Origin of the sequence: Pseudomonas sp. (assembly GCF_032058845.1) — a bacterium.
GTDB lineage: Bacteria > Pseudomonadota > Gammaproteobacteria > Pseudomonadales > Pseudomonadaceae > Aquipseudomonas.
In genome coordinates this window covers 25,001-46,849 of the sequence record NZ_DAMCCR010000026.1, presented here as the reverse complement: position 1 = coordinate 46,849, position 21,849 = coordinate 25,001, and the positions used below count along the sequence as shown (strand labels likewise).

Genomic DNA, 21,849 nt, shown 5'->3' with positions numbered 1-21,849 from the left:
CCCGTGCCGTCGCCGCGCGCGCCGGGGTGCAGCGCATCACCCGTCATGGGCTGGCTGAATGGCAAGCCGACGCGTCCCGCACCACCTACCTGTTCGACGTGCGCACGCCCGAGGAGTACAGCGCCGGTCACCTGCCCGGCAGCCGCTCGACGCCCGGCGGGCAACTGGTGCAGGAAACCGACCATTTCGCCAGTGTGCGCGGCGCCCGCCTGGCGCTGGTGGACAACGACGGCGTGCGCGCCAACATGACCGCCTCGTGGCTGGCGCAGATGGGCTGGCAGGTGGCGGTGGTCGATGCGCTGGTCGCCTCCGATTTTGCCGAGCATGGCGACTGGCAGCCGCCCCTGCCTGAGGTGCCTGCGGTCACCGAGACAAACGTCGAACAACTGGCCACCTGGCTGCGCGGAGACGGCACCGTGGTGCTGGACTTCACCACCAGCGCCAATTACGTCAAGCGCCATGTGCCTGGCGCACATTGGGCCATTCGCGCCCAGCTGCCCGCCGCACTGGAGCGTTTGCCCCAAGCCGAGCGTTATGTCCTGACCTGCGGCAGCAGCCTGCTGGCCCGCTTCGCCGCCCACGACCTGCAAGCCTTGACCCGTACGCCGGTGTACGTACTCGAAGGTGGCACCGCCCGCTGGGTCGGCGCAGACCTGCCGCTGGAGCACGGCGAGGCGCAGTTGGCCGTCCCGCGCAGCGATCGCTACCGGCGCCCGTACGAAGGCACGGACAACCCGCGCGAGGCGATGCAGGGGTACCTGGACTGGGAGTTCGGGCTGGTCGCGCAGTTGGGGCGCGATGGCACTCATGGGTTTGCGGTGGTTTGACGGTGGGTAGTCGGGTTCAAGGTTGACGGCAGTGGCGTGCATGAACGTCCCTGCGACGCGAACCTCCATGCACGCCAAGCAGCGATCCTGCCATGTCGCGCCGAACCTTTCGCCTGTGTTGATTGCGGCCCTGTGAGGACAACACCAGCACGTCCCTCTATGCTTCTGACGCAGCCGATGGAATTATCGGGTCGACACCACTGTGCGGTGAGTTCGACCCAGTGACCCATCGGCAGACAGGCCACTCATCGATCATCAAATAAGGCAGAGCATGTACCGCTGGATAAACGCTGGGCTTCTTGGGGTCGCGATTGCGACAGTGTGTTCCGGCTGCGCGTCCTACTCGTCCGAACCGCCCATCGGCAAGCCCGGTGAGCCTGCAGACAGGGAACACGTCGCCAGCTTCACCTACGAGGTGAACTCGCCTTGGAAAAACAGTCGTTTCGAAAGTGACGCCTACGCCGCGACATTGAAGATCATCCCCGAGGCGCAAGCGATCGGCTCCAACCGGGCAACCCTGCCGCTTCCCACATTGGCGATAAACATCACGCAGGCATCGTCGGGCGGCGCTTGCGGACAAGATTACCTGACGGGTCTGAGCCTTGGCCTGATTCCTACCTGGTGTACCCGTTCAGGCCTCTACACGTTCAATTTCGCATTGAGCAACGCGCACGGCGTTTGTCGGCAAAGAACCTACTCCCTCAGTTCCACGTCGTACTCGCATCTCACGTTGATCCCCTTTGCGCTGTTCGCTGCGAACGATCAGCCTTTGGTGCTCTACCAGGCCGCGCTGAAAAGCTTCCTGCAGAACGGTCAATGCTCACCCTGAACGGGGCTGCCTGCTGGTGGCGCTCCACTGAGTGCCCAGTCTCAATCCCTCATGGCCCTCGTCCGGATATGAAAACCGCTGACCCAGCAACGCTTATCGTCATCACCGCGACAACCCTCGATGCATGCGCAAAAAACAGCCTGACGCTTTCAAGTTTCCGGCATAACGGCCGATGCACAGGGCTAGAATCTGTATCGAACGTCTTGATCCGAAGGTCAGGCAAGGTGTAAACAGGCGGGGCGTCCAACTGCAGAACCGTTGCCCGCCAGGCCCCACTGAGGTGCGGGAGTACTGCGAGGGGAGCGCCATCGGCCAGGTGTCACTGCCTTGTTCAACGCCGCAGGCCGCTTTACTGAAGTTGTTCCCGCAGACGTACCTGCATTCGAGCCGCCTACGGCCCACACCTGCGCGACCGCCACGGCCGCTGCCAGGGTCTGCACGATATTCCAAACCGCTCATAGTGCCCCGCCAGCGCGCCCAGGACCGTTTCATGCCCCGCGACAAAGCCGACGTTCACGACCTGTATGCCACGCTCGGCCTGGACCCGGCCGCCACCGATGCGCAGATCAAGGCCGCTTACCGTCGCCGCGCCATGGACCTGCACCCCGACCGAAATCCCGGACGCGACACCACGCCTGAGTTCCAGCGTTTGAACGAAGCCTATTCGGTGCTCTCGACGCCGGCGCGGCGCGCTCGCTATGACCAGACCACGCAGCGCAGGGCGTCGCCAGACCCAGCACCCTACGCCACGCCCCCTTCGATCCCCGCGCCAGTCACGTGCATGCTCTGCGGCAAAGTGTCGGCGCAGCCCAGGGTAGTGATTTTTCGCGCGGTGAAAAGCCTGGTGCTGGTGAGCTATCGCCGCACCATCACGGGCGTGTATTGCAGTGACTGCGCGCAGAAGCAAGCGCTGCAGGCGTCGATGAGCACCTGGCTACTGGGGTGGTGGAGCGTGCCCTGGGGCCCGATCTACACCCTGCAAGCGTTGCTGATCAACCTGTTCGGCGGCACCCAGCCACCCCTGGAAAACGCGCGGATGCTGGCCCATCAGTCGTCGTATTTCTACGTCTCCGGCCGCCCCGACCTGGCGCAATCACTGGCCCTGCGCGCGCTGGAGTTCGCGCGCAAGATTCCCAGCCCGCTGAGCCGCCGTGACACCACGCGGATCGAGAAAGCCACGCTGATCGGTAACCTTGAGCAGTTCATGCGCGAGTCGGGACCTAAAAGCCGGCCCAAGCAACTGAAAAACAGCTGGGGCTTGGTTCATCCCAGGTTCTTCGTGCAGCTGGCCGCCATTGCCGCTGTGGTGGCGGGTCTTGCGGTGGCAGTGATCCACACAGCGTTCTGGCGTGACGCCGCACCGCAGATTCTGGTGCCCCATGCCGAACAGCGGTTCGCGGCCAGCGCACCTGCACAGCCTGCATATGTGAGGCCTGAAACAGCACCCAATGGGCAGCCCTGGCCGGCGACTGCCGGGTATCTGCTGGGTGAGCCGCAGAGCCTCGACAACGGGCTCTCGGAAGTCACCATCGATAACTCCAAGAACAGCGCCGACGTGTTCTTGAAAGTGGTGGCGTTACAAGGCGCTGCCGCCACACCCGTCAGGCAGGTGTTCGTGCCGGCCCACCGCCAGTTCGTGGTCAGGAAGCTGCCGCCAGGCGCCTACGACATCCGCTATCGAGCCCTCGATAGCGGCGAGCTGTCGCGCGCGGGGCCTATTCAGCTGCACCAGACCACCACCTCGCGCGGGACTGAGTACAGTGTGGTCACAGTGACCCTCTACAAAGTCGTGAACGGCAACGCGACGATCAAGGCGCTGTCGGAAGACCAGTTCTAGGCGCCGTCGAGCCAGATCATCCGACGCTCCATCGAGCGCAGCACTCGAAGGGTGCGACCCAGGTGGCCGCGCTGAGGGGCTCGGCCCCCGTGCCCTGACCTGCTGGAAGTGATTTACCCCCAGCGCTGGGCCACTGGCATTTCACGCATCCTCGAGAGTCTGCAGAACATCCACACCCACCACGATGGCCGGCGCAACGCGCTCGCATGGCGCCGCCGGCGTTCAGTGTCAGCTGTTGGCTGAGATCTGTTTCGAGAAACAGCAAATGGTTGAAGTAAGCGTGCTTATTACAGACCAGCCCTACAAGGTGGCCGAAACCTTTGCCCTGCTCGGCGGGCTGTTTCCGGAGCGCATCGATCTGGGCATCGGCCGGGCACCTGGTGGCAATGGCTTGAGCAGCCATGCGCTGGGCGCACCGCGCCTGCTGCCCGAAGGCGATGATGTTCCCGGCCAGGCCGCGACCTTGGGCGTTGAATGCAGGCCCAGCGGCGCTGGCGCTGGCAGTTTTGGTCAAACGGCCCAGGGCGTGTTCCTCGCAGGTCATGCCTAGGGCCTAGCGCATCAGCCCGATTGCACGGCCCTTCAGCACCCCACCTGGCGCGCATCGTAGCTCACGGTTCGACCCGCTTGAGCGCATTCAACAGGGCCATCAGTTGCTCAAGCTTGTCGGCCCCGAACTGCGCCTGGATCTTGGCGTAGTTGGCTTCCATGTCACCGCGCATGGCCTCGAAGCAGGCCTGGCCCGCCGCAGTGAGGGTGACGAACATCCGCCGCTGATCTTCGACTCCCTTGCGTCGGCTCACCAGCCCATCACGTTCCAGCCGCCCCAGCACGCCGGTCATGCTCGGCTTGAGGATGCAGGCCAGGTGCGCCAGTTGATGGCTTTCCAGCTCTCCTTGCTGATGCAGGATACGAATCACCCGCCACTGTTGCTCGGTCAGGCCGTGTTCATTGAGCAGCGGCCTGAAGAAGGCCATTGCCGCCTCACGGGCCTGCAACAGGCTCAGGGTGAGCGAGGGATGGGTCTGGGTCATGGGAAAAGCCTGCCGTTGAGTCCGAACAGCGAAGATTAGGGGCGTGGGGCACAGCCGACAACCGTTTTAACCCATGGAAAGTACAATCTGTTCCACGGAAAACCCCTTCAAGGGCTGCCGGCAAGCTGCGAGCATCGTCGACAAACAATGACAATGCCCACAGGTACCGCCACGTGGCCCTCTTACTGCAATGCTGTCTGTCGCTGCCGATACTCACCCGGGGTGAGCGCGGCATAGCGGTGAAAGAAGCGACTGAAATAGGCCGGGTCCTTGAACCCGAGCTGGTAGCAGATCTCGTTCACAGAGCTGGCCGAGAACAGCAGCAAGCGCTTGGCTTCCTGCATCAGCCGCTCCAGCACCAGACGCTTGGACGGCAAATCGGCGATGCGTCGGCAGATGTCGTTGAGCCGCGCCTCGGTCACGCCCATTTGCGCGGCGTAATGCGCCAGCGGCCAGTGCTCAAGGTAGTGATCCTCGATCAGGGCGTTGAAGCGGTGGAAGATCTTCAGGTCTTCATGCCGCGCCGGGGTCGCCTCGCGCGCGTTCGGGCTCAGCCGCAGCAGGCTGATCATGATCAGTCGGGTCAGCGACTGCAGCGCCGCCTCCCGCCCTGGAAAGGGGCTGGAGAACTCCTCGCTGAGCGCCTCCAGCCAGCGCGCCAGCCGCGCCCCTTCGGCCTGATCGGCCGCTGGCAGCTTGGCCAGCACCACGCAGGCCGGCGGCACCTGCAGGCCCGCCGGTACCAGGCTTGGGTCCGACTCGATCAACTGCCACACCAGCTGCTGGCGCACCGTCAGCACATGCCCGTCGCTCTCCGGCTCGGTCACGAACGAATGGGTCACGGTGGGCGGCGTGAGGAAAAACATCGGTCCCGACTCAATGAACTGCTGGTCATCCAGGTACACCCGCACCGTACCGGATTTGACGTAGTGCACCTGAAAGAAGCGGTCATGGCGATGCACCGGCATGTTGCGACCGAAAAAACCGGCCAGGTTGCCGAGTCGGTCGTAGTGCACCTCGCTGTCGCTGTAGCGCTGGTCGTAGACCTGGCCGATGTTGATGTTCGGAATGGGATGCCGGTTGCTCATTGCTGCGTGTCCATCGGGTACGTGAGCCAATGTGCCATGCCGCTGGAGCGTCCACAACGTGGGCAGCACACCACAAGCCTTGACCATCGTTAACATATTAACTATAACATTAACACATTAATGAATCCGGCGGACTCACTGCGCTTTGCCCGCCCAATAGGAGAAAACCATGAGCCATGCGTTGCATGACGCTGCCCACGGCACCGTGTTCGGCGTCGCGCTGAACTACACCGGTCTGCTGCAGCAGCTTCTGGCCGAATTCGAGCAGCCGCCCTACAAGCAGGCGCCGATCAAGCCGGTGCTGTTCATCAAGACCCCCAACACCCGCAACGCCCACGGCGGCAAGGTCATTCAGCCAAGCGGCGAGCGCCTGCAACCGGGCCCGGCATTGGGTGTGGTGATCGGCAAGGATGCGACCCGTATCAGCGCTGAACAGGCACTGGCCCACGTGGCCGGCTACACCATCGTCAACGAATTCAGCCTGCCGGAAGACAGCTACTACCGCCCGGCGGTCAAGGCCAAGTGCCGTGACGGCTTCTGCACCATCGGTCCTGATCTGGTGCCGGTGGCGGCGATTGCCGACCCTCACCAATTGACCCTCACGCTGTCTGTCAACGGCGCCGTCGTGCAAGAAAACACCACGGCCAACCTGGTGCGCAGCATCCCGCAACTGATCGCTGAACTCAGCGAGTTCATGACCCTGCACGCCGGCGATGTGCTGATCACCGGCACCCCTGAAGGCCGCGTCGACGTCAAGCCGGGTGACCTGGTGGAAGTCGAGATCAGCGGGCTTGGCCGACTGGCCAATACCATCGTCGCCGAAGCGGAGGAACAGGCATGAGACACGCACGCATCCGCCACGAGGGCGTTGTCCACAGCGTCACCGTCGAAGCCGACAACGCCGTACGCCTGGCCGATGGCCACCTGCTGGCCGAAGATCAGGTCCAGTGGCTGCCACCGGCCAATGGCAGCATGTTCGCCCTGGGCTTGAACTACGCCGACCACGCCCGCGAGCTGGCCTTCGCCCCGCCGACCGAGCCACTGGCATTCATCAAGTCGCCAGGCACCTACACCGGGCACCAGCAAACCACCTGGCGCCCGGACGGCATCGCCTACATGCACTACGAGTGCGAACTGGTGGCGGTGATCGGCAAACCGGCGAAGAACGTCAAGCGCGAAGATGCACTGGACTACGTGGCCGGCTACACCGTGTGCAACGACTACGCCATCCGCGACTACCTGGAAAACTACTACCGGCCCAACCTGCGGGTGAAGAACCGCGACGCCACCACCCCGGTCGGCCCGTGGATCGTCGATGCCAGCGACGTACCGGATGTCAGCGACCTGACCCTGCGCACCTGGATCAACGGCGAGCTGAAACAGGAAGGCACCACAGCGGACATGATCTTCGACATCCCGCACCTGATCGAATACTTCTCCAGCTTCATGACCCTGCAACCGGGCGACATGATCGCCACCGGCACCCCGGAGGGCCTGGCCGACGTGGTCCCCGGCGATGAAGTGGTGGTGGAAGTCGAGGGCGTGGGCCGCCTGGTCAACCGCATCGTCAGCGAAGCTGACTTCTTCAAGAACAACAAGGCGTAAGCAGCATGATCAAGCACTGGATCAACGGCCGTGAGGTCGAGAGCAAAGACACCTTCATCAATTACAACCCCGCCACCGGCGAGGCCATCGGTGAAGTCGCCAGCGGCGGTGCCGACGAAGTGGCCCAGGCTGTAGCGGCCGCCAAGGACGCGTTCCCGAAGTGGGCCAACACCCCAGCCAAGGAGCGCGCGCGCCTGATGCGCAAGCTCGGTGAACTGATCGAGCAGAATGTGCCGAACCTGGCCGAACTGGAAACCCTCGACACCGGCCTGCCGATCCACCAGACCCGGAACGTACTGATCCCACGTGCCTCGCACAACTTCGACTTCTTCGCCGAAGTCTGCACGCGCATGGACGGCCACAGCTACCCGGTCGATGACCAGATGCTCAACTACACCCTGTACCAGCCGGTTGGCGTGTGTGGGCTGGTATCGCCGTGGAACGTGCCGTTCATGACCGCCACGTGGAAGACCGCGCCCTGCCTGGCGCTGGGCAACACGGCGGTACTGAAGATGAGCGAGCTGTCGCCGCTGACCGCCAACGAGCTGGGCCGCCTGGCGGTCGAGGCCGGGATTCCCAGCGGCGTACTGAACGTGATCCAGGGCTATGGCGCGACCGCGGGTGATGCGCTGGTGCGCCACCCGGACGTGCGTGCGATCTCCTTCACCGGCGGCACCGCCACCGGTCGTAAGATCATGCAGACCGCTGGTTTGAAGAAGTACTCGATGGAGCTGGGCGGCAAGTCTCCGGTGTTGATCTTCGAAGACGCCGACCTCGACCGTGCCCTGGATGCGGCGCTGTTCACCATCTTCTCGTTGAACGGCGAGCGCTGCACCGCTGGCAGCCGCGTGTTCATTCAGGAAAGCGTTTACCCGCAGTTCGTGGCCGAGTTTGCGGCACGGGCCAAGCGCCTGATCGTCGGTGACCCGACCGACCCGAAGACTCAGGTCGGCTCGATGATTACCCAGGCGCACTACGACAAGGTCACCGGCTACATCAAGATCGGCATGGAAGAAGGTGCACGCCTGGTGGCAGGTGGCCTGGAGCGTCCTGCCGGCCTGCCGGCGCACCTGGCCAAAGGTCAGTTCATCCAGCCGACGGTGTTCGCCGATGTGAACAACCAGATGCGCATCGCCCAGGAAGAGATCTTCGGGCCGGTGGTGTGCCTGATCCCGTTCAAGGACGAGGCCGAGGCGCTGCAACTGGCCAACGACACCGAGTACGGCCTGGCCTCCTACATCTGGACCCAGGACATAGGCAAGGCTCATCGCCTGGCGCGTGGCATAGAGGCAGGGATGGTCTTCATCAATAGCCAGAACGTCCGTGACCTGCGCCAGCCGTTCGGCGGCGTGAAAGGTTCGGGCACCGGCCGTGAAGGCGGTCAGTACAGCTTTGAAGTGTTCGCCGAGATCAAGAACGTGTGCATTTCCATGGGCAGCCATCACATCCCGCGCTGGGGGGTGTGAAGCCGTTTTGCCGAGCAATCACCGCAATCGCGCTTTATCGGGCGGCAGGCGGCGCTTGAGTGAGTACGGCTTTGCCGCCCTTCGCGACTGAACCGGAGCGCCGAAATGCCGGAACGCAGCCCCCCACAAGCACCTCGTCAGCTTTTTAGAACAACATCCTCTAACCGGAGATTCCCATGGGCAACGTCGCTCTGGCTGCCAAGATCACCCATGTACCGTCCATGTACCTGTCCGAACTGCCTGGCCCGCGCCACGGCTTTCGCCAGGCGGCCATCGACGGGCATTACGAGATCAGCCGCCGCTGCCGTGACCTGGGCGTGGACACCATCGTGGTGTTCGACACCCACTGGCTGGTCAATGCCAACTACCACGTGCTGTGTGGCCCGCATTTCGAAGGTGTGTACACCAGCAACGAACTGCCGCACTTCATCAGCAACATGCCGTACGCCTTCCCCGGCAACACCGCGCTTGGCCTGCTGCTGGCCGAAACCTGCAATCAGTTCGGTGTAGACACCATGGCCCACCACGCCACCACCCTCGGTCCGGAATACGGCACCCTGGTGCCGATGCGCTACATGAACGAAGACCAGCACTTCAAGGTGATTTCGGTCTCGGCGCTGTGCACCTCGCACTACCTGGCCGACAGCGCCCGCCTCGGCTGGGCCATGCGCAAAGCCGTGGAAGATCACTACGACGGCACCGTGGCGTTTCTGGCCAGCGGCTCGCTGTCACACCGTTTCGCCCAGAACGGCCAGGCACCGGATTTTGCCACCAAGGTCTGGAGCCCGTTCCTGGAAACCCTCGACCACCGCGTGGTGAAGATGTGGGAAAACGCCGAGTGGGCCGAATTCTGCGGAATGCTGCCCGAATATGCCGCCAAGGGTCATGGCGAAGGCTTCATGCATGACACCGCGATGCTGCTCGGCGCGCTGGGCTGGGCGGCGTACGACGGCAAGGCTGAGGTGGTGACGCCCTACTTCGGCTCCTCCGGCACCGGCCAGATCAACGCGATCTTCCCGGTCACCCCGCAGGACGGCTCCGCGATTCCGCCCGCTCAGGCGACCAACCTGGCCGGCGTGGCGTCCACCAGCCGCCTCTGATATCCAGGCCGGGCCGCGTCTGGCGGCCTGGCGCCCGCGCCCCACGGAGGTCTTCCATGCCACACCTGGTTCTGCTCTACACCCCTGACCTGGAAGCCGAGGCGGATGTCCCCGGCCTGTGCCGCGCCCTCGCCGACTGCATGCTTGAACAACGCGACGAGGCCGGCAAAGCGGTGTTCCCCACCGGCGGCACCCGCGTACTGGCCTACCCGGCCGCGCACTGCGCGGTGGCTGACGGCAACGGTGACTACGGCTTCCTCTACGCCAACCTGCGCATGGGCGGCGGTCGTAGCCCCAGCGTGCACAAAACCGTCGGCGACAGCCTGCTGCAGTTGCTCAAGCAGCGCCTCGACCCGTTGCTGCAACAGCGCCCGATCGGTATCACCCTGCAGATCGACGAAAGCGCCCAGCAGGTCTATGACGCCAAGCACAGCACGCTGCACCCGCTGTTCAACCGCCCGGTATAAGCGCCGCTACACCGCCCGCCCCACCCTACAACACAACAATAAGTACAAACATCATGAGCACACTCGACGCTGCCTCGCTGCCCCGCAGCCACGCCGAACTCGCTGCCAGCACCCACCGTACGGTGACCTGGCGGCTGATGCCGCTGCTGCTGATCTGCTACCTGTTCGCCCACCTCGACCGCATCAACATTGGTTTTGCCAAGATGCAGATGAACCAGGACCTGCACCTGTCCGACACGGTGTATGGCCTGGGCGCCGGGCTGTTCTTCATCGCCTATGCCCTGTTCGGTGTGCCCAGCAATCTGATGCTCGACCGCGTCGGGCCGCGGCGCTGGATTGCCTGCCTGATGGTGGTGTGGGGGTTGTTGTCCACCAGCATGCTGCTGATCGAAACCAGCCAGTCGTTCTACCTGCTGCGCTTTGCCCTGGGCGCTGCCGAGGCCGGCTTCTTCCCCGGCATTCTGGTTTACCTCAACCGCTGGTACCCGGCCGGGCGCCGCGCCCAGGTCACCGCGCTGTTCGCCATTGCCGTGCCGCTGGCGGGCGTGGTCGGCGGGCCAGTGTCAGGGGCGATTCTGGCCTTCCTGCACGACGCGGGCGGGCTGCGCGGCTGGCAGTGGATGTTCCTGCTCGAGGGCGCGCCTGTGGTGCTGCTGGGCCTGGTGGTGCTGGCCGTGCTGCCGGAGCGTTTCGAGCAGGTGCGCTGGCTGAGTGATCAGCAGAAAGCGGTCCTGCACGCCCAGTTCGGTACTGAGGAGCAGCGCAAGACCGTCACCTCGCTGCGCGGCATCGTTGCAAGCCCAGCGATCTGGCTGCTGGTGGCGGTGTACTGCGCGGTGATGCTGGCGGTGAACACACTGGCTTTCTGGATGCCCAGCCTGATCCACACCGCTGGCATCGGCAGTGACGCCAGCGTCGGCTTGCTCAGCGCCGTGCCGTACCTGGCAGGCTGCGTGTTCATGCTGGCCTGCGGGCGCTCCAGTGACCGCCAGCGCGAACGCCGTTGGCACCTCTGCGTACCGCTGCTGATGGCGGCCAGCGGAATTGCCATCACCGGCATTGCCCCCGAACAACCGTGGCCCGTGCTGGCCGGGCTGGTGCTCGCCGGCATGGGCGCCAGCGCTGCACTGCCGATGTTCTGGCAACTGCCGCCAGCATTTCTCAACACGCGCACCCAGGCAGCAGGCATCGCCCTGATCAGCTCACTGGGCAGCATTGCCTCGTTCGCGGCGCCCTATTTCATCGGCTGGGTGCGCGACACCACCCACAGCGCCAGCCTGGCGCTGTACGCCCTCGCCGTCTTCATCGCCCTCGGTGGCCTGCTGGTGCTGCGCACCCGGGCCGCCCTCGTCAATCCTTGAACGCAGAGACCTTGACCATGCTTGACAACACGCTGATCCAACAGGCCGCCGAGCGCCTGGATAACGCTGAACGCTCGCGTGAGCAAATGCGCCAGTTCTCCCTCGACCATCCGACCATCACCATCGAAGACGCCTACGCCATTCAGCGCGCCTGGGTGGCGAAGAAAATCGCCAGCGGGCGCAAGCTGGTCGGCCACAAGATCGGCCTGACCTCGCGCGCCATGCAGGTGTCGTCGAACATCGCCGAGCCTGACTACGGCGCCCTGCTCGACGACATGCTGTTCGACGAAGGCACTGACATCCCGTTCGAGCGCTTCATCGTCCCGCGGGTCGAAGTCGAGCTGGCCTTCATTCTGGGCAAACCGCTCAAAGGCCCTGACGTGACCGTATTCGACGTACTGGACGCCACCGAGTGGGTGATTCCGGCACTGGAGATCATCGATGCGCGTATCCAGCAGGTCGATCCGCAAACGCAGGTGACCCGCAAAGTGTTCGACACCATCTCCGACAACGCCGCCAACGCAGGCGTGGTGATGGGTGGGCGTGCCGTGCGCCCGACCGAGATCGACCTGCGCAAGGTGCCGGCCGTGCTGTACCGCAATGGCGTGATCGAGGAGTCCGGGGTCAGCGCCGCGGTGCTCAACCACCCGGCCAAGGGCGTCGCCTGGCTGGCCAACAAGCTGGCCGCCTATGATGTAACCCTGCAGCCGGGGCAGATCATTCTCGGCGGCTCGTTCACCCGCCCTGTGGCCGCCCGCCCTGGCGACACGTTCCATGTCGACTACGACATGCTCGGTTCGATCGCCTGCCGTTTCGTTTGAGGAGCTGACCATGGACATGCCCATCAACCCTTTCAAACAGCGCCTGCGCAGCGGTGAGGCGCAGATTGGCCTGTGGCTGGGCCTGGCTGACGCCTACTGCGCGGAACTGGCTGCCAATGCCGGCTTCGACTGGCTGCTGATCGACGGCGAACACGCACCCAACGACCTGCGCGGCATGCTCGCGCAGCTCCAGGCGGTGGCGCCCTACGCCAGCCAGGCCGTGATTCGCCCGGTGATCGGTGACACGGCGCTGATCAAGCAAGTGCTCGACATCGGCGCGCAGACCTTGCTGGTGCCGATGGTCGAAAGCGCCGAGCAGGCGCGGCAGATGGTCAAGGCCGTGCACTATCCGCCAACCGGTGTGCGCGGCGTGGGCAGCGCCCTGGCTCGCGCTTCGCGCTGGAACAGCATCCCCGGCTACCTTGACCACGCCGACGCACAGATGTGCCTGCTGGTGCAGATCGAGAACCTGGAAGGCCTGGCCAATCTGGATGCGATCCTCGCGGTCGAAGGCGTCGATGGCGTGTTCATCGGCCCGGCTGACCTCAGCGCTGCCATGGGCCACCGCGGCAACCCTGGGCACCCTGAAGTCCAGGCCGCCATCGAGGACGCCATCGTGCGCATCGTGGCGGCGGGCAAAGCGGCAGGGATTCTCAGCGCGGATCAGAAACTGGCGCGGCGCTACATCGAACTGGGCGCTGCCTTCGTGGCGGTAGGCGTGGACACCAGCGTGCTGATGCGCGGGCTGAGCGACCTGGCGGGCGCGTTCAAAGGAACGTCGGCGGTGAGTACAGCGAGCGGCAGCGTCTACTGAGTCGGCTGCACCATTGGAAATGAAAACGGCGCCGCAAGGGCGCCGTTTTCAGGTGTGGCTGACGATCAGACCTCGATCAATGCCTTGAGCACGGTCTTGAACGTGTCCAGTTGCTCACTGCTGAACTGCCCGAACACTTTGTCTTGCTGCTCGCGGGCGATGCTCCAGAGCGCTTCGGTTTCGTCCACGCCTTTACCGGACAGGCGCACGCGACCGTCGTCGTCGGCGATCAGCCCTTTACGCTTGAGGTTGGCGACGGCTTCCTCGATCTCACGCACGGGCATGGCCACTTCGCGCTGCAGCTCGTTCAGGCTCAATCCGGCGTCGTTCTCCAGCACCATCAGCATGCGCGCTTCGCTGGTGCGCAGGCCGGTGCTCAGCTGGCGTGGCTGATAGTCGGCCTGGTAGGCGCGCAGGGCCTGGGTCATCAGGTAATAGAGGTTGTGCTGCAGGCGGCCCTGGAAGTGGCTGCTCGGCGCCTGACCCTCGGCAGACTGGGTCATGCGGGTGTGCGGCAGGACCATCGAATAGGCGCCTTGGTGGTACAGCAGTGGCGAGCGACCGAAATCGTCGAAGGCCACCACCTTGCCGATCAGAATCCAGTGATCACCACCGTCCACTTGCTGGAATTTCTCGCACTGAAAGCGCGCCGCACAGTCGAGCAACAGCGGCGCACCGCCTGCCCCTTGTTCAACGTCGATGTCGGCGAAGCGATCTTCCTTCGGCCGGGCAAAGGTATTCGACAGGTCGATCTGGTCAGCCGCAAGAATGTTCACGGCAAAGTGCGAGGCTTCCTCGAACACCCCATGGCTGCTGGAACGCTTGTCGATGCTCCAGAGGATCAGCGCCGGGTCCAGCGACACCGAGTTGAAGCTGTTGGCGGTGACGCCCACCTTGCGCCCGCTCGGGCCAGCGGCGGTGACCACCGTCACGCCGGTGGCGAAGTTGCCCAGCGCACGACGGAACGCGCGGGTGTCGAAATCAGCGGTTGGGTTTGAATCGGACATGCAAGACTCCCAGGCAGGCCGAGCGGCCTGCCATATTCGTTATTGTGCTTGTGCGGGAAACAGGACGCGCGGCTCAGACCATCGAGGGGTCCGGCTCCAGGCCCATCAGCTCACGGCCAAGGATCTGTGCGCAGACGTCGTAGTCGGTGTAGGCATGTGCGCCGGTCATGTGCGAGTCGCGCAGCAGCCGCTGCAGTTCATTGGACTCGAACCAGGCGCCGCCGCCGGCAGCTGCCATCAGGCGGTCGACGGCCTGGATGCACATTTTCACCGCATAGCCCTGGTTGGTGCGCCAGAACGCCAGCGTGCCGCGCGAGGGATATTCGTGGCGCTCGCTGTACTCGGCGATCTCGTTCCAGCTCTTTTCCAGCAGAGCGCGGGCGGCGGCCACCTGGTGCGTGGACTCGGCCAGACGCATCAGCGCCGGGGAGGCAGCGCCAACGGCGGCGCCGGTGTAGGCGCGTACGCGGTGGCGGGTCTTCTCGCGGAACACCTCGAGCATACGCTCGGCGATGCCCAGGCTCACGGTGGAGAAGCCGCTGGCGAAGTACGGCCGGTACGGCGAATAGAAAATCTTGCTGTCGGGGTAGAGGCCAAAACCTGCCGACTTGCCTTCCATCATCTCCTTGGCTTTCTGGATGCGGTGTTCAGGTACGAACGCATCACGCACGATCAGGGTCTTGCTGCCGCTGCCACGCATGCCCACGGCATACCAGTCGTCACGGATCTCGTAGTCGCTGCGCGGCAGCACAGCGAAGCAGTAGTCCTGGGCGCCTTCGGCATTGGGCCGGCGGAAGCCGAGGATCGCCCATTCGGCGTGGTCACAGCCCGAACTCCAGCCCATTTCGCCGCTGAACGTCACACCGCCCTCGGTTTCCACAGTACGGCCAAACGGCGCAATGCTGCTGCTGGCCGTCGCATCCGGGTCATCGCCCCACACCTCCTGCTGCAGTTTGGCCGGGAACATGGCCATCTGATGACTGTGCGTACACAGCAAGCTCATCGCCCAGGCTGTGCTGGCGCAGGCACCGGCCAGCACTGCGATGCACTCGGCGAACTGCGGCATCGAGATTTCCAGGCCGCCGTACAGCTTGGGCAGAAACGCGCGGTGCATACCGATGCTTTTCAGCAGCGCGATATTGTCTGCAGGCACGCTGCGCGCGTGCTCGGCCGTGACGGCATTGGCGGCGATGGCCGGCAGAATGGCCTTGAGGTCTTCCAGCAAGGGATTGGGCTTTTTCATGAACGGTCTCTTTATTATTGGATGACCCGCAAGCTGGCCGGCGACAACGTCCGGCAGCCGCAGGGTCTCGATGACGCGCTCAGTATGTGGCGGCAAAAGAGGTCGAGAAATGCACGTTACGACGGGAACATTGTACTTTCCATGGCCTGCCGCCCCCGCCCACCCGCTAATGATTGACCCCTGCCCCAGCGCCCACCACAATCGCTGGCGAACCGCGCGCGGCCTGCCCGCGCCCCTGACGGAGTCACTGCATTGAAAGCGCTTTCCCCTTCCGCAGCACGGGTCTGCGAGGCGGCCATCGGCCATTTCGCCACCTACGGCTACGACGCCTCCTCACTCAATGAGATCGCCCAGCTGGCGGGCATGCGCAAGGCGTCGCTGTATGCACATTTTGTCAACAAGGATGCGTTGTTCGTCGCGGCGTTCGAAAGCGCGCTGGCGGCTGAAGCGCTGTTCGTCGAAAGCGCGTACCGTGAAGAAGCCGCCGCTCAGGTCGCGCCTGGCCACTGGCTGGTCCTGAACCTGCCCGAGCGCTACCAGACCTCGGACAACCTGCGCCTGATCCTGCGCACGGCGTTCCTGCCGCCCACTGACGTCAAAGCGTCGGTCACCGCCAGTTTCGAACGCCATCTTGAAGAAATACGCGAGGGTTTCAGCCAGGCATTGCGCAGCCGTTTCGACTGGGCCCAGCGCGACAGCACCCGCGTAGAGATCTACGCCGATGCGTACCTGGGGATCATCGACAGCCTGCATGTCGAACTGATGTACGCCGACCCCGCCATCTACGCGCGGCGTGCGGCTTCGTTACTGAAGATTCTCGATGATTCGCTGTCGCTGAATCGCTAGGGGCTGTGTCGACCTTGGTGGGCGCTGTCTCAAGACTTTTTGGAAAGCGCCCGAGCGCTGTCAGGGTCTGATCTTCTTCATCTCATCGAGCAACTGCATCAGGTGCTGCAGTTTGTCGTCACCGAACTGCTGCTGGATGTTCGCGTAATTGCGCCCCATCTCCTCACTCATGGCAAGGAACACCTGCTGGCCTTTGACCGTCAGGTTGATGAATACCCGGCGCTGATCCTCGGCAGACTTGCGCCGCGCCACGATGCCATCGCGCTCCAGACGCTTGAGCACGCCACTCATGCTGGGTTTGAGAATGCACGCCAGCTCAGCCAGACGATGACTTTCAAGCTCGCCCTGCTGACGCAGGATACGGATCACCCGCCATTGCTGCTCGGTCAGGTCGTGGGCGTTGAGCGCCGGACGAAAGAAGGCCATGGTCGCTTCGCGGGCTTGCAGCAAGGTCAGCGTCAGGGAGGGTCTGGGTGTGGTCATGCGGTCCTGGAACAGTGTGGATGAAAGCGGGCCGGCGAGTATGCCAGCCCGCGCTCATTAATACATTAACCAAGTAGTGGAGCGTCGAGCGCCGTTGATGGGGCGCTAGCGCTAGTGGACGCAGCAATCACCGCTTCATCGAAAGGCGAGGTTGCAACGATCACGCAGGTCATTTCTTAACATATTCATGGACCACGTGATGGGCAATCCGGCGCCAATTCTCCAGGGCAGACTGCAGCCTTTGCGTGGCAGGCTCAGCCAAACGCATGGCAGCCTCAGGCAAGACACCTACCGACCGTTAGGTGCTTAATCCTCTCACGTGCAAGCGCCCAGGCGATGGCCCTCTCACAATTCCAATTCAACAGGCTGCGTCATGATCAACATCGAGACCCCTACCTATTATTCCGCGACCCGCAAGTACAACCTGAGCTTTCCGACCCTGGAAAGTGACATCGATGCCGATGTGGTGGTCATTGGCGGCGGCTTCTCCGGCATCAACACGGCCCTGGAGCTGGCAGAAAACGGTATCACCAATGTGGTGGTGCTCGAGGCCCGCCATTTGGGTTTTGGCGGCACCGGGCGCAACGGCGGGCAGATCATGGCCGGTATTGGCCATGACCTGGAAAAGATCAAAAGCAGTGTGGGCGACCAGGGCGTCAGGGAGATCTTCGCGCTCAGCGAACTGGGTGCCGGCATCATCAAGCAGCGTATTGCGCGCTACGACATCGATGCCGATTTCTGCCACGGCTATGGCTACATGGGCTTCAACAAGCGCCAGGAAAAGACCTTGCGTGCCTGGGAAAAGGACTTCCAAGCCATCAACGATCGTGACGAGATCCGTTTTCTCGGCGGCTCGGAGGTCAAGCAGATCATTGGCAGCGACGCCTACAGCAGCGCATTGCTGCACATGGGCGGGGGACACGTGCATTCCTTGAACCTGCTGCTGGGCGAGGCTCAGGCCCTGGCAGGCCATGGTGCGCGGATTTTCGAAAACAGCCCGGCCTTGCAGGTCACCTACGGCGAGCGCATCACCGTACGCACCGGGCGTGGTTCTGTGCGCGCCAGCAAGCTGCTGTGGGCCTGTGACAGCTTCCTCGACAAATTGGAGCCAGAGCTTCACGCGCGCACCCTGAACACTTACGCCTTCCAACTGGTTACCGAACCGCTACCGGATGAGCTGATCGAGCGCATCAGCCCGATCCGCGGGGCCTACAGCGATATCCGCCCGGTCATCGACTACTTCCGTGTCACCCGTGAAAACCGCCTGCTGTTCGGCGCTGCCACGTCGGTGGTAGAGCGGATTCCGCTGGACCTCAAAGCCTGGAACCGCGCGCTGATGCTGAAGATCTTCCCCTACCTCAAGGACGTGCGCATCGACCTGGCCTGGGGCGGTCCAATGGCCACCAGTGCCAACCTGTTCCCGCAGATCGGCACCTTGAGCCACCGGCCCAACGCCTTTTACGTGCAGGGTTACTCGGGCTTCGGGGTCACGCCCAGCCACATCGTCTGCAAGATTCTTGCTGAAGGCATGCGCGAAGGATCGGCGCGGTACGACCTGCTCAGCTCGGTCAAGCACTCACGCATCATCGGCAAGGATTACCTGCGCCCGCTGCTGCTCACTGGCGGCAAGGCCGCGCACCAGCTGTCGGGCTATTTCAACGGCCGTCGTTGAGCCTCACTTTTCATACCCACAGGAGCACCGCAATGACCCTTACTGCCGCCAGACAAGGCATTCAACTGTCCGACCTCGACGCCTGGGGCTCGGTCGCCGACATGGGTTCGGACATCCTCGAAGGCGATGTCAAAGCCTTCGGCAAGATGACCCATGGCGCCCCGACCGATGCCGTCAGCAGCGCCTATTTCGGCACCACCAAGGGCAAGTTCCGCATGGTCTACCCGTTCGATGAGCAGGCCGTGATCGTCACCGGGGAAATCCAGCTGACCGACGAATCCACCGGCCAGGTCAGCCGCTTCAAGGCGGGCGATGCGTGGTTCGTGACCAAGGGCACGCCAGTGCTGTGGGAAGTGCTCAGCGAATCGTTCGTCAAGCATTACCTGGCCGTGGCCTGAGGCCTGACGCAAGACGGCGCCTGAAGCCTGCGCCGTCTTGCAGGCTCTTGGCGCCTGGCAGCGCGTGGATCGCTCAAGACGGGACAGCGCTACGGCCTCGGCGCTGCAGCGAAACGGCGCCAGACCTTCGTTACACCCCTGTTGCACCCCACCCGATAGAGCCGGCGCTACCGCCCCATTCAGCTGCAGAGTGTGCGGCTGAGCGTTGGCCCTGGCGGTTCAAGGCTCAAGGGCAGCGACCTGGGCGCTGTATGAAATGCCTAGTCCGACCTTGCGCTGTTGCCGACCGGCACCTGGCGCCCCATCAACACGAAAATCACCAGCGCCAGCAGGCCAAGCATGACTGCACACGTGCTGAGCAGCACCGAGTGGGTGGTCGAGAACGCCGCCTTGCCGGCATCGATCAGCGCCCTGCCCTGGCCTTGCGTCAACTCGCCTGCCACCACATAGCTGTCGCCTATCGACTGCGCGGCGCGCTGCGCCAGCGGCGGAGGCAGGTCTGCCGGGGTTATGAGCCTGTGCCCATACACCCGCGACATGAACACGCCAAAAAAGGTAATACCCAGGCCGGTGCCCAGCTCGTAGGCAGTGGCTTCCAGCGACCCGGCCGCACCGCCCTTGCTGGCCTCCACGGCGCTCATGATGGCAATCGACGATGCCGTCAGGCCGATGCTCAGCGCCAGCCCCAGCACTGCCAGCACCGCGGGCACCGCAAGCCCTGGCGCATCGAAGTCAGCAAACGCCAGGTAGCCCAGCGCCGCCGCAGAAATGGCCAGCGACAGGCTCGACACCGCGCGCACGCCGAAGCGATTCGACAGATAACCCGCGACCGGGCCGCCCACCGCTGCGGCGGCCATGATCGGAATCATGAACACCCCGGCCTGCAGCGGCGTTTTGTCGAGTACGTATTGCAGCTCCATCGCCAAGGTCAACTCGACGCCTGCCAGCGCGCCGATGGTCATCAACGCCATGACCAGCCCCGCCACCAGTACCGGGTGGCTGAACAGCGACAAGTCCAGCATGGGCGTGGCCGTGCGCAATTGCTGGCGGGCGAACACGGCGAGCAATACCAGCCCAGCGCCGAGCACGCCCAGCGCCAGCGGCAGCGGTTGAGTGCCGGCCATGCCGGCCTTGAGGCCATACACCAGCGCAATGATGCCGGCGATCAAGGTCAGCGCCTGGCCGATGGCCCAGTGGCCGGGCGTGGTGGCTTCGGTGCGTGACAGCAACAGCCACGCCACCGGGAGCACCAGCGCCATGAGCGGGACGTTGATCAGAAACACCGAGCCCCACCAGAAGTGCTCCAGCAACGCGCCGCCGATCAACGGCCCCACAGCGGCGCCCGCCGCGCCGACCGTGCCCCACATGCCCAGGGCCAGGGCGCGCTCGCGCTCGTCATCGAAAGTACGGCGGATGATGCCCAGCACGCACGGCATGATCATCGCCCCGCCCAGCGCCAGGACCATGCGTGCAGCGATCAACCAGGGCGCTGAGGTGGCGAAGGCTGCCAGCATCGAGGCCACACCGAATACCGCGAGGCCACAGAGCAGAATACGCCGGTTGCCGACGCGGTCGGCCAAGGTGCCCATCGGCACCAGCAGCCCGGCCATCAATAACGGGTAGATGTCGATGATCCACAGCACCTCGGTGCTGGAGGCTGCCAACGCCTGGGTCAACGAGGGCACGGCGATGTGGAGGATGGTCATGTCGATGACGATCGGCAGGAACGCCAGCATGACGGCGATCAGGATCAACCAGCGTCTGGGATTGGCATTGGGCATGCGAAGGGTACTCGAAGGTCAGGAAACAGACGGCGGGATGCACGCTTGGACGCTGGCGCCAAATGACGCCAGTGCGCGGGGCGTGCCACCAGCACAGGGCCGCAAGTGTGCCATGGGCTGATCCGGTGTGCTCGCGATGACCGGTCAACGCTGACGCGGATGCCTCGCTGAACGCCTTTCAGCCCAACGCCTGCGCCCGATAGTCCTTGGGCGACCGTTCGAACTGCTTTTTGAACGAGCGGCTGAAGTGCGCCGAATCGGTGAACCCCCACTTGTAGGCAATCGAGGTGATCGACTCGCTGCGGTGAAACGGATTGGCCAGGTCTTCGGCGCTGCGCGTGAGGCGTGCGCGCTGGATGTATCGGCACACGCTGTCTCCCTCCTCCTCGAACAGCCGGTACAGGTGGCGCACCGAGATCTTCAGCCGGCTTGCCAGGTTGGCTGGGGTCAATCCAGGCTGAGGCAGCGATTCGTCGATCACCTGCTGCACATACCCGCGCAGTTGGGTGCCGCTCAGCACGCTGGCGTTGCACCCGCCCGCACTACTGCGCTCGAGCCCGGGATCGAGCAAGGCGATGAAGGCGCTACGCAACGCCTCGCCCTGGGCGTCGTCCTGGGGATCCTGAGCTTCTCTGCACAGCTGATCCATCAGCACGTGGAGCATGCGCCCACAGGCGTTGGACGCGGAAATCTTGCCAAACAAAGGGCCGTGGCCCTGCACCTGGCTGCGCACCTGCTCACGCGGCAGCGCCAGAGACACATGTTCGATCAGGCCTTTGGGGGTGATTTCGCACTCGCCCACCGAGTCCATCAGCAGCAGGTCGCCTGGGGCCAGGGTCACGTGCTCACCCCCTTGCATCACGGTCGAATGCCCTGCGCGCTGGCTGACCAGAAAGCAGTGCTGGTCGTCATCCAGCGCCGGGTTCTGGCCCAGGCGGCAGATGCGCCCGGCATTGGTACGCAGGTTGGCCAGCGGCAGACCCGCGCGCGAACCGGCAGACACTTCGCCGATGAACAGTGCGGGGCTGGCGGCGAGCGCTGTCTCGAAGCGGCCACACGACTGCTGCATGGCCAAGGTCCAGCGTTGCAGCGCCTGATGATTGGAGAGATGGGTATGCATGGCCGCCCTCGACATCTGGATTGTTGTTTTGCGACATTGATAACATGTTA

At 63.9% G+C, this 21,849-nt stretch carries 22 protein-coding genes; 15 read left to right on the top strand and 7 right to left on the bottom strand.

The genetic code is table 11. The annotated features are described in order from the left end of the window. The 4 genes from RT028_RS07655 to RT028_RS07640 all read left to right on the top strand — a co-directional run. A partial coding sequence (locus tag RT028_RS07655; RefSeq protein ID WP_312934101.1) for a rhodanese-like domain-containing protein occupies positions 1 to 827 on the top strand: 827 nt, incomplete at its 5' end. A gap of 271 nt (positions 828 to 1,098) precedes the next feature. Beyond that, the gene (locus RT028_RS07650; RefSeq protein WP_312934100.1) at positions 1,099 to 1,656 is read left to right on the top strand and encodes a hypothetical protein; all 558 of its coding nucleotides are present in this window, start codon (positions 1,099 to 1,101) and stop codon (positions 1,654 to 1,656) included. A 490-nt stretch (positions 1,657 to 2,146) separates the two neighbouring features. Beyond that, positions 2,147 to 3,493 (top strand): J domain-containing protein, encoded by a 1,347-nt coding sequence (locus RT028_RS07645; protein ID WP_312934099.1) that lies wholly within the window; start codon positions 2,147 to 2,149, stop codon positions 3,491 to 3,493. 280 nt (positions 3,494 to 3,773) lie between these two features. Next, the gene (locus RT028_RS07640; RefSeq protein ID WP_312934098.1) at positions 3,774 to 4,043 is read left to right on the top strand and encodes a hypothetical protein; all 270 of its coding nucleotides are present in this window, start codon (positions 3,774 to 3,776) and stop codon (positions 4,041 to 4,043) included. A gap of 61 nt (positions 4,044 to 4,104) precedes the next feature. On the opposite strand, the gene hpaR (RT028_RS07635) is transcribed toward RT028_RS07640, so the two are convergent. Then, entirely contained in the window at positions 4,105 to 4,527 is a 423-nt protein-coding gene (hpaR, locus tag RT028_RS07635; RefSeq protein ID WP_312934097.1) for a homoprotocatechuate degradation operon regulator HpaR, read from the bottom strand. Between the two features lie 182 nt (positions 4,528 to 4,709). Next, a complete protein-coding gene (gene hpaA, locus RT028_RS07630; RefSeq protein ID WP_312934096.1) occupies positions 4,710 to 5,615 on the bottom strand; it encodes a 4-hydroxyphenylacetate catabolism regulatory protein HpaA in 906 nt (301 codons plus the stop codon). A gap of 169 nt (positions 5,616 to 5,784) precedes the next feature. Between hpaA and RT028_RS07625 the strand changes: the two genes are divergently transcribed. The 8 genes from RT028_RS07625 (at position 5,785) to hpaI (ending at position 13,249) form a co-directional block, all read left to right on the top strand. Next, positions 5,785 to 6,456: a fumarylacetoacetate hydrolase family protein gene (locus RT028_RS07625; RefSeq protein ID WP_312934095.1), complete on the top strand. Its 672-nt coding sequence runs from the start codon at positions 5,785 to 5,787 to the stop codon at positions 6,454 to 6,456. After that, positions 6,453 to 7,220: a fumarylacetoacetate hydrolase family protein gene (locus tag RT028_RS07620; RefSeq protein ID WP_312934094.1), complete on the top strand. Its 768-nt coding sequence runs from the start codon at positions 6,453 to 6,455 to the stop codon at positions 7,218 to 7,220. The genes RT028_RS07625 and RT028_RS07620 overlap by 4 nt, the downstream gene beginning before the upstream one ends. 5 nt (positions 7,221 to 7,225) lie before the next feature. Beyond that, a complete protein-coding gene (hpaE, locus tag RT028_RS07615; protein ID WP_312934093.1) occupies positions 7,226 to 8,686 on the top strand; it encodes a 5-carboxymethyl-2-hydroxymuconate semialdehyde dehydrogenase in 1,461 nt (486 codons plus the stop codon). Positions 8,687 to 8,862: 176 nt separating this feature from the next. Further along, positions 8,863 to 9,786, top strand: coding sequence for a 3,4-dihydroxyphenylacetate 2,3-dioxygenase (gene hpaD, locus RT028_RS07610; protein ID WP_312934092.1), 924 nt, complete (start codon positions 8,863 to 8,865; stop codon positions 9,784 to 9,786). Positions 9,787 to 9,842: 56 nt separating this feature from the next. Beyond that, the gene (locus tag RT028_RS07605) at positions 9,843 to 10,253 is read left to right on the top strand and encodes a 5-carboxymethyl-2-hydroxymuconate isomerase (protein ID WP_312934091.1); all 411 of its coding nucleotides are present in this window, start codon (positions 9,843 to 9,845) and stop codon (positions 10,251 to 10,253) included. A gap of 53 nt (positions 10,254 to 10,306) precedes the next feature. Continuing rightward, positions 10,307 to 11,614 carry an MFS transporter gene (locus RT028_RS07600; RefSeq protein ID WP_312934090.1) on the top strand — a complete coding sequence of 436 codons (1,308 nt, stop codon included), beginning with the start codon at positions 10,307 to 10,309 and terminating at the stop codon, positions 11,612 to 11,614. 17 nt (positions 11,615 to 11,631) lie between these two features. Then, a complete protein-coding gene (gene hpaH / locus RT028_RS07595) occupies positions 11,632 to 12,435 on the top strand; it encodes a 2-oxo-hept-4-ene-1,7-dioate hydratase (RefSeq protein WP_312934089.1) in 804 nt (267 codons plus the stop codon). 10 nt (positions 12,436 to 12,445) lie between these two features. Next, entirely contained in the window at positions 12,446 to 13,249 is an 804-nt protein-coding gene (gene hpaI, locus RT028_RS07590; RefSeq protein WP_312934088.1) for a 4-hydroxy-2-oxoheptanedioate aldolase, read from the top strand. Positions 13,250 to 13,314: 65 nt separating this feature from the next. On the opposite strand, the gene RT028_RS07585 is transcribed toward hpaI, so the two are convergent. Together RT028_RS07585 and RT028_RS07580 are read right to left on the bottom strand one after the other, a co-directional pair. Continuing rightward, positions 13,315 to 14,256: a p-hydroxyphenylacetate 3-hydroxylase reductase component gene (locus RT028_RS07585; protein WP_312934087.1), complete on the bottom strand. Its 942-nt coding sequence runs from the start codon at positions 14,254 to 14,256 to the stop codon at positions 13,315 to 13,317. A gap of 73 nt (positions 14,257 to 14,329) precedes the next feature. Further along, entirely contained in the window at positions 14,330 to 15,499 is a 1,170-nt protein-coding gene (locus RT028_RS07580; RefSeq protein ID WP_312934086.1) for a p-hydroxyphenylacetate 3-hydroxylase oxygenase component, read from the bottom strand. Between the two features lie 252 nt (positions 15,500 to 15,751). Between RT028_RS07580 and RT028_RS07575 the strand changes: the two genes are divergently transcribed. After that, the gene (locus tag RT028_RS07575) at positions 15,752 to 16,345 is read left to right on the top strand and encodes a helix-turn-helix domain-containing protein (protein WP_312934085.1); all 594 of its coding nucleotides are present in this window, start codon (positions 15,752 to 15,754) and stop codon (positions 16,343 to 16,345) included. Between the two features lie 60 nt (positions 16,346 to 16,405). On the opposite strand, the gene hpaR (RT028_RS07570) is transcribed toward RT028_RS07575, so the two are convergent. Next, positions 16,406 to 16,828, bottom strand: a complete 423-nt coding sequence (gene hpaR / locus RT028_RS07570) for a homoprotocatechuate degradation operon regulator HpaR (protein ID WP_312934084.1) — start codon at positions 16,826 to 16,828, stop codon at positions 16,406 to 16,408. A gap of 373 nt (positions 16,829 to 17,201) precedes the next feature. On the opposite strand from hpaR (RT028_RS07570), the gene RT028_RS07565 reads away from it, so the two are divergent. After that, on the top strand, positions 17,202 to 18,500 hold the full coding sequence (locus tag RT028_RS07565; RefSeq protein ID WP_312934083.1) for an FAD-binding oxidoreductase: 1,299 nt from the start codon (positions 17,202 to 17,204) through the stop codon (positions 18,498 to 18,500). 32 nt (positions 18,501 to 18,532) lie between these two features. Continuing rightward, complete coding sequence (locus tag RT028_RS07560; RefSeq protein WP_312934082.1) at positions 18,533 to 18,898, top strand: cupin domain-containing protein; 366 nt, start codon at positions 18,533 to 18,535, stop codon at positions 18,896 to 18,898. A 260-nt stretch (positions 18,899 to 19,158) separates the two neighbouring features. Here the strand turns inward: RT028_RS07560 and RT028_RS07555 are convergent, their stop codons facing one another. Beyond that, the gene (locus RT028_RS07555; protein WP_312934081.1) at positions 19,159 to 20,679 is read right to left on the bottom strand and encodes an MFS transporter; all 1,521 of its coding nucleotides are present in this window, start codon (positions 20,677 to 20,679) and stop codon (positions 19,159 to 19,161) included. Between the two features lie 178 nt (positions 20,680 to 20,857). Next, on the bottom strand, positions 20,858 to 21,799 hold the full coding sequence (gene feaR / locus RT028_RS07550) for a transcriptional regulator FeaR (RefSeq protein WP_312934080.1): 942 nt from the start codon (positions 21,797 to 21,799) through the stop codon (positions 20,858 to 20,860). Between the last annotated feature and the right edge of the window lie 50 nt (positions 21,800 to 21,849).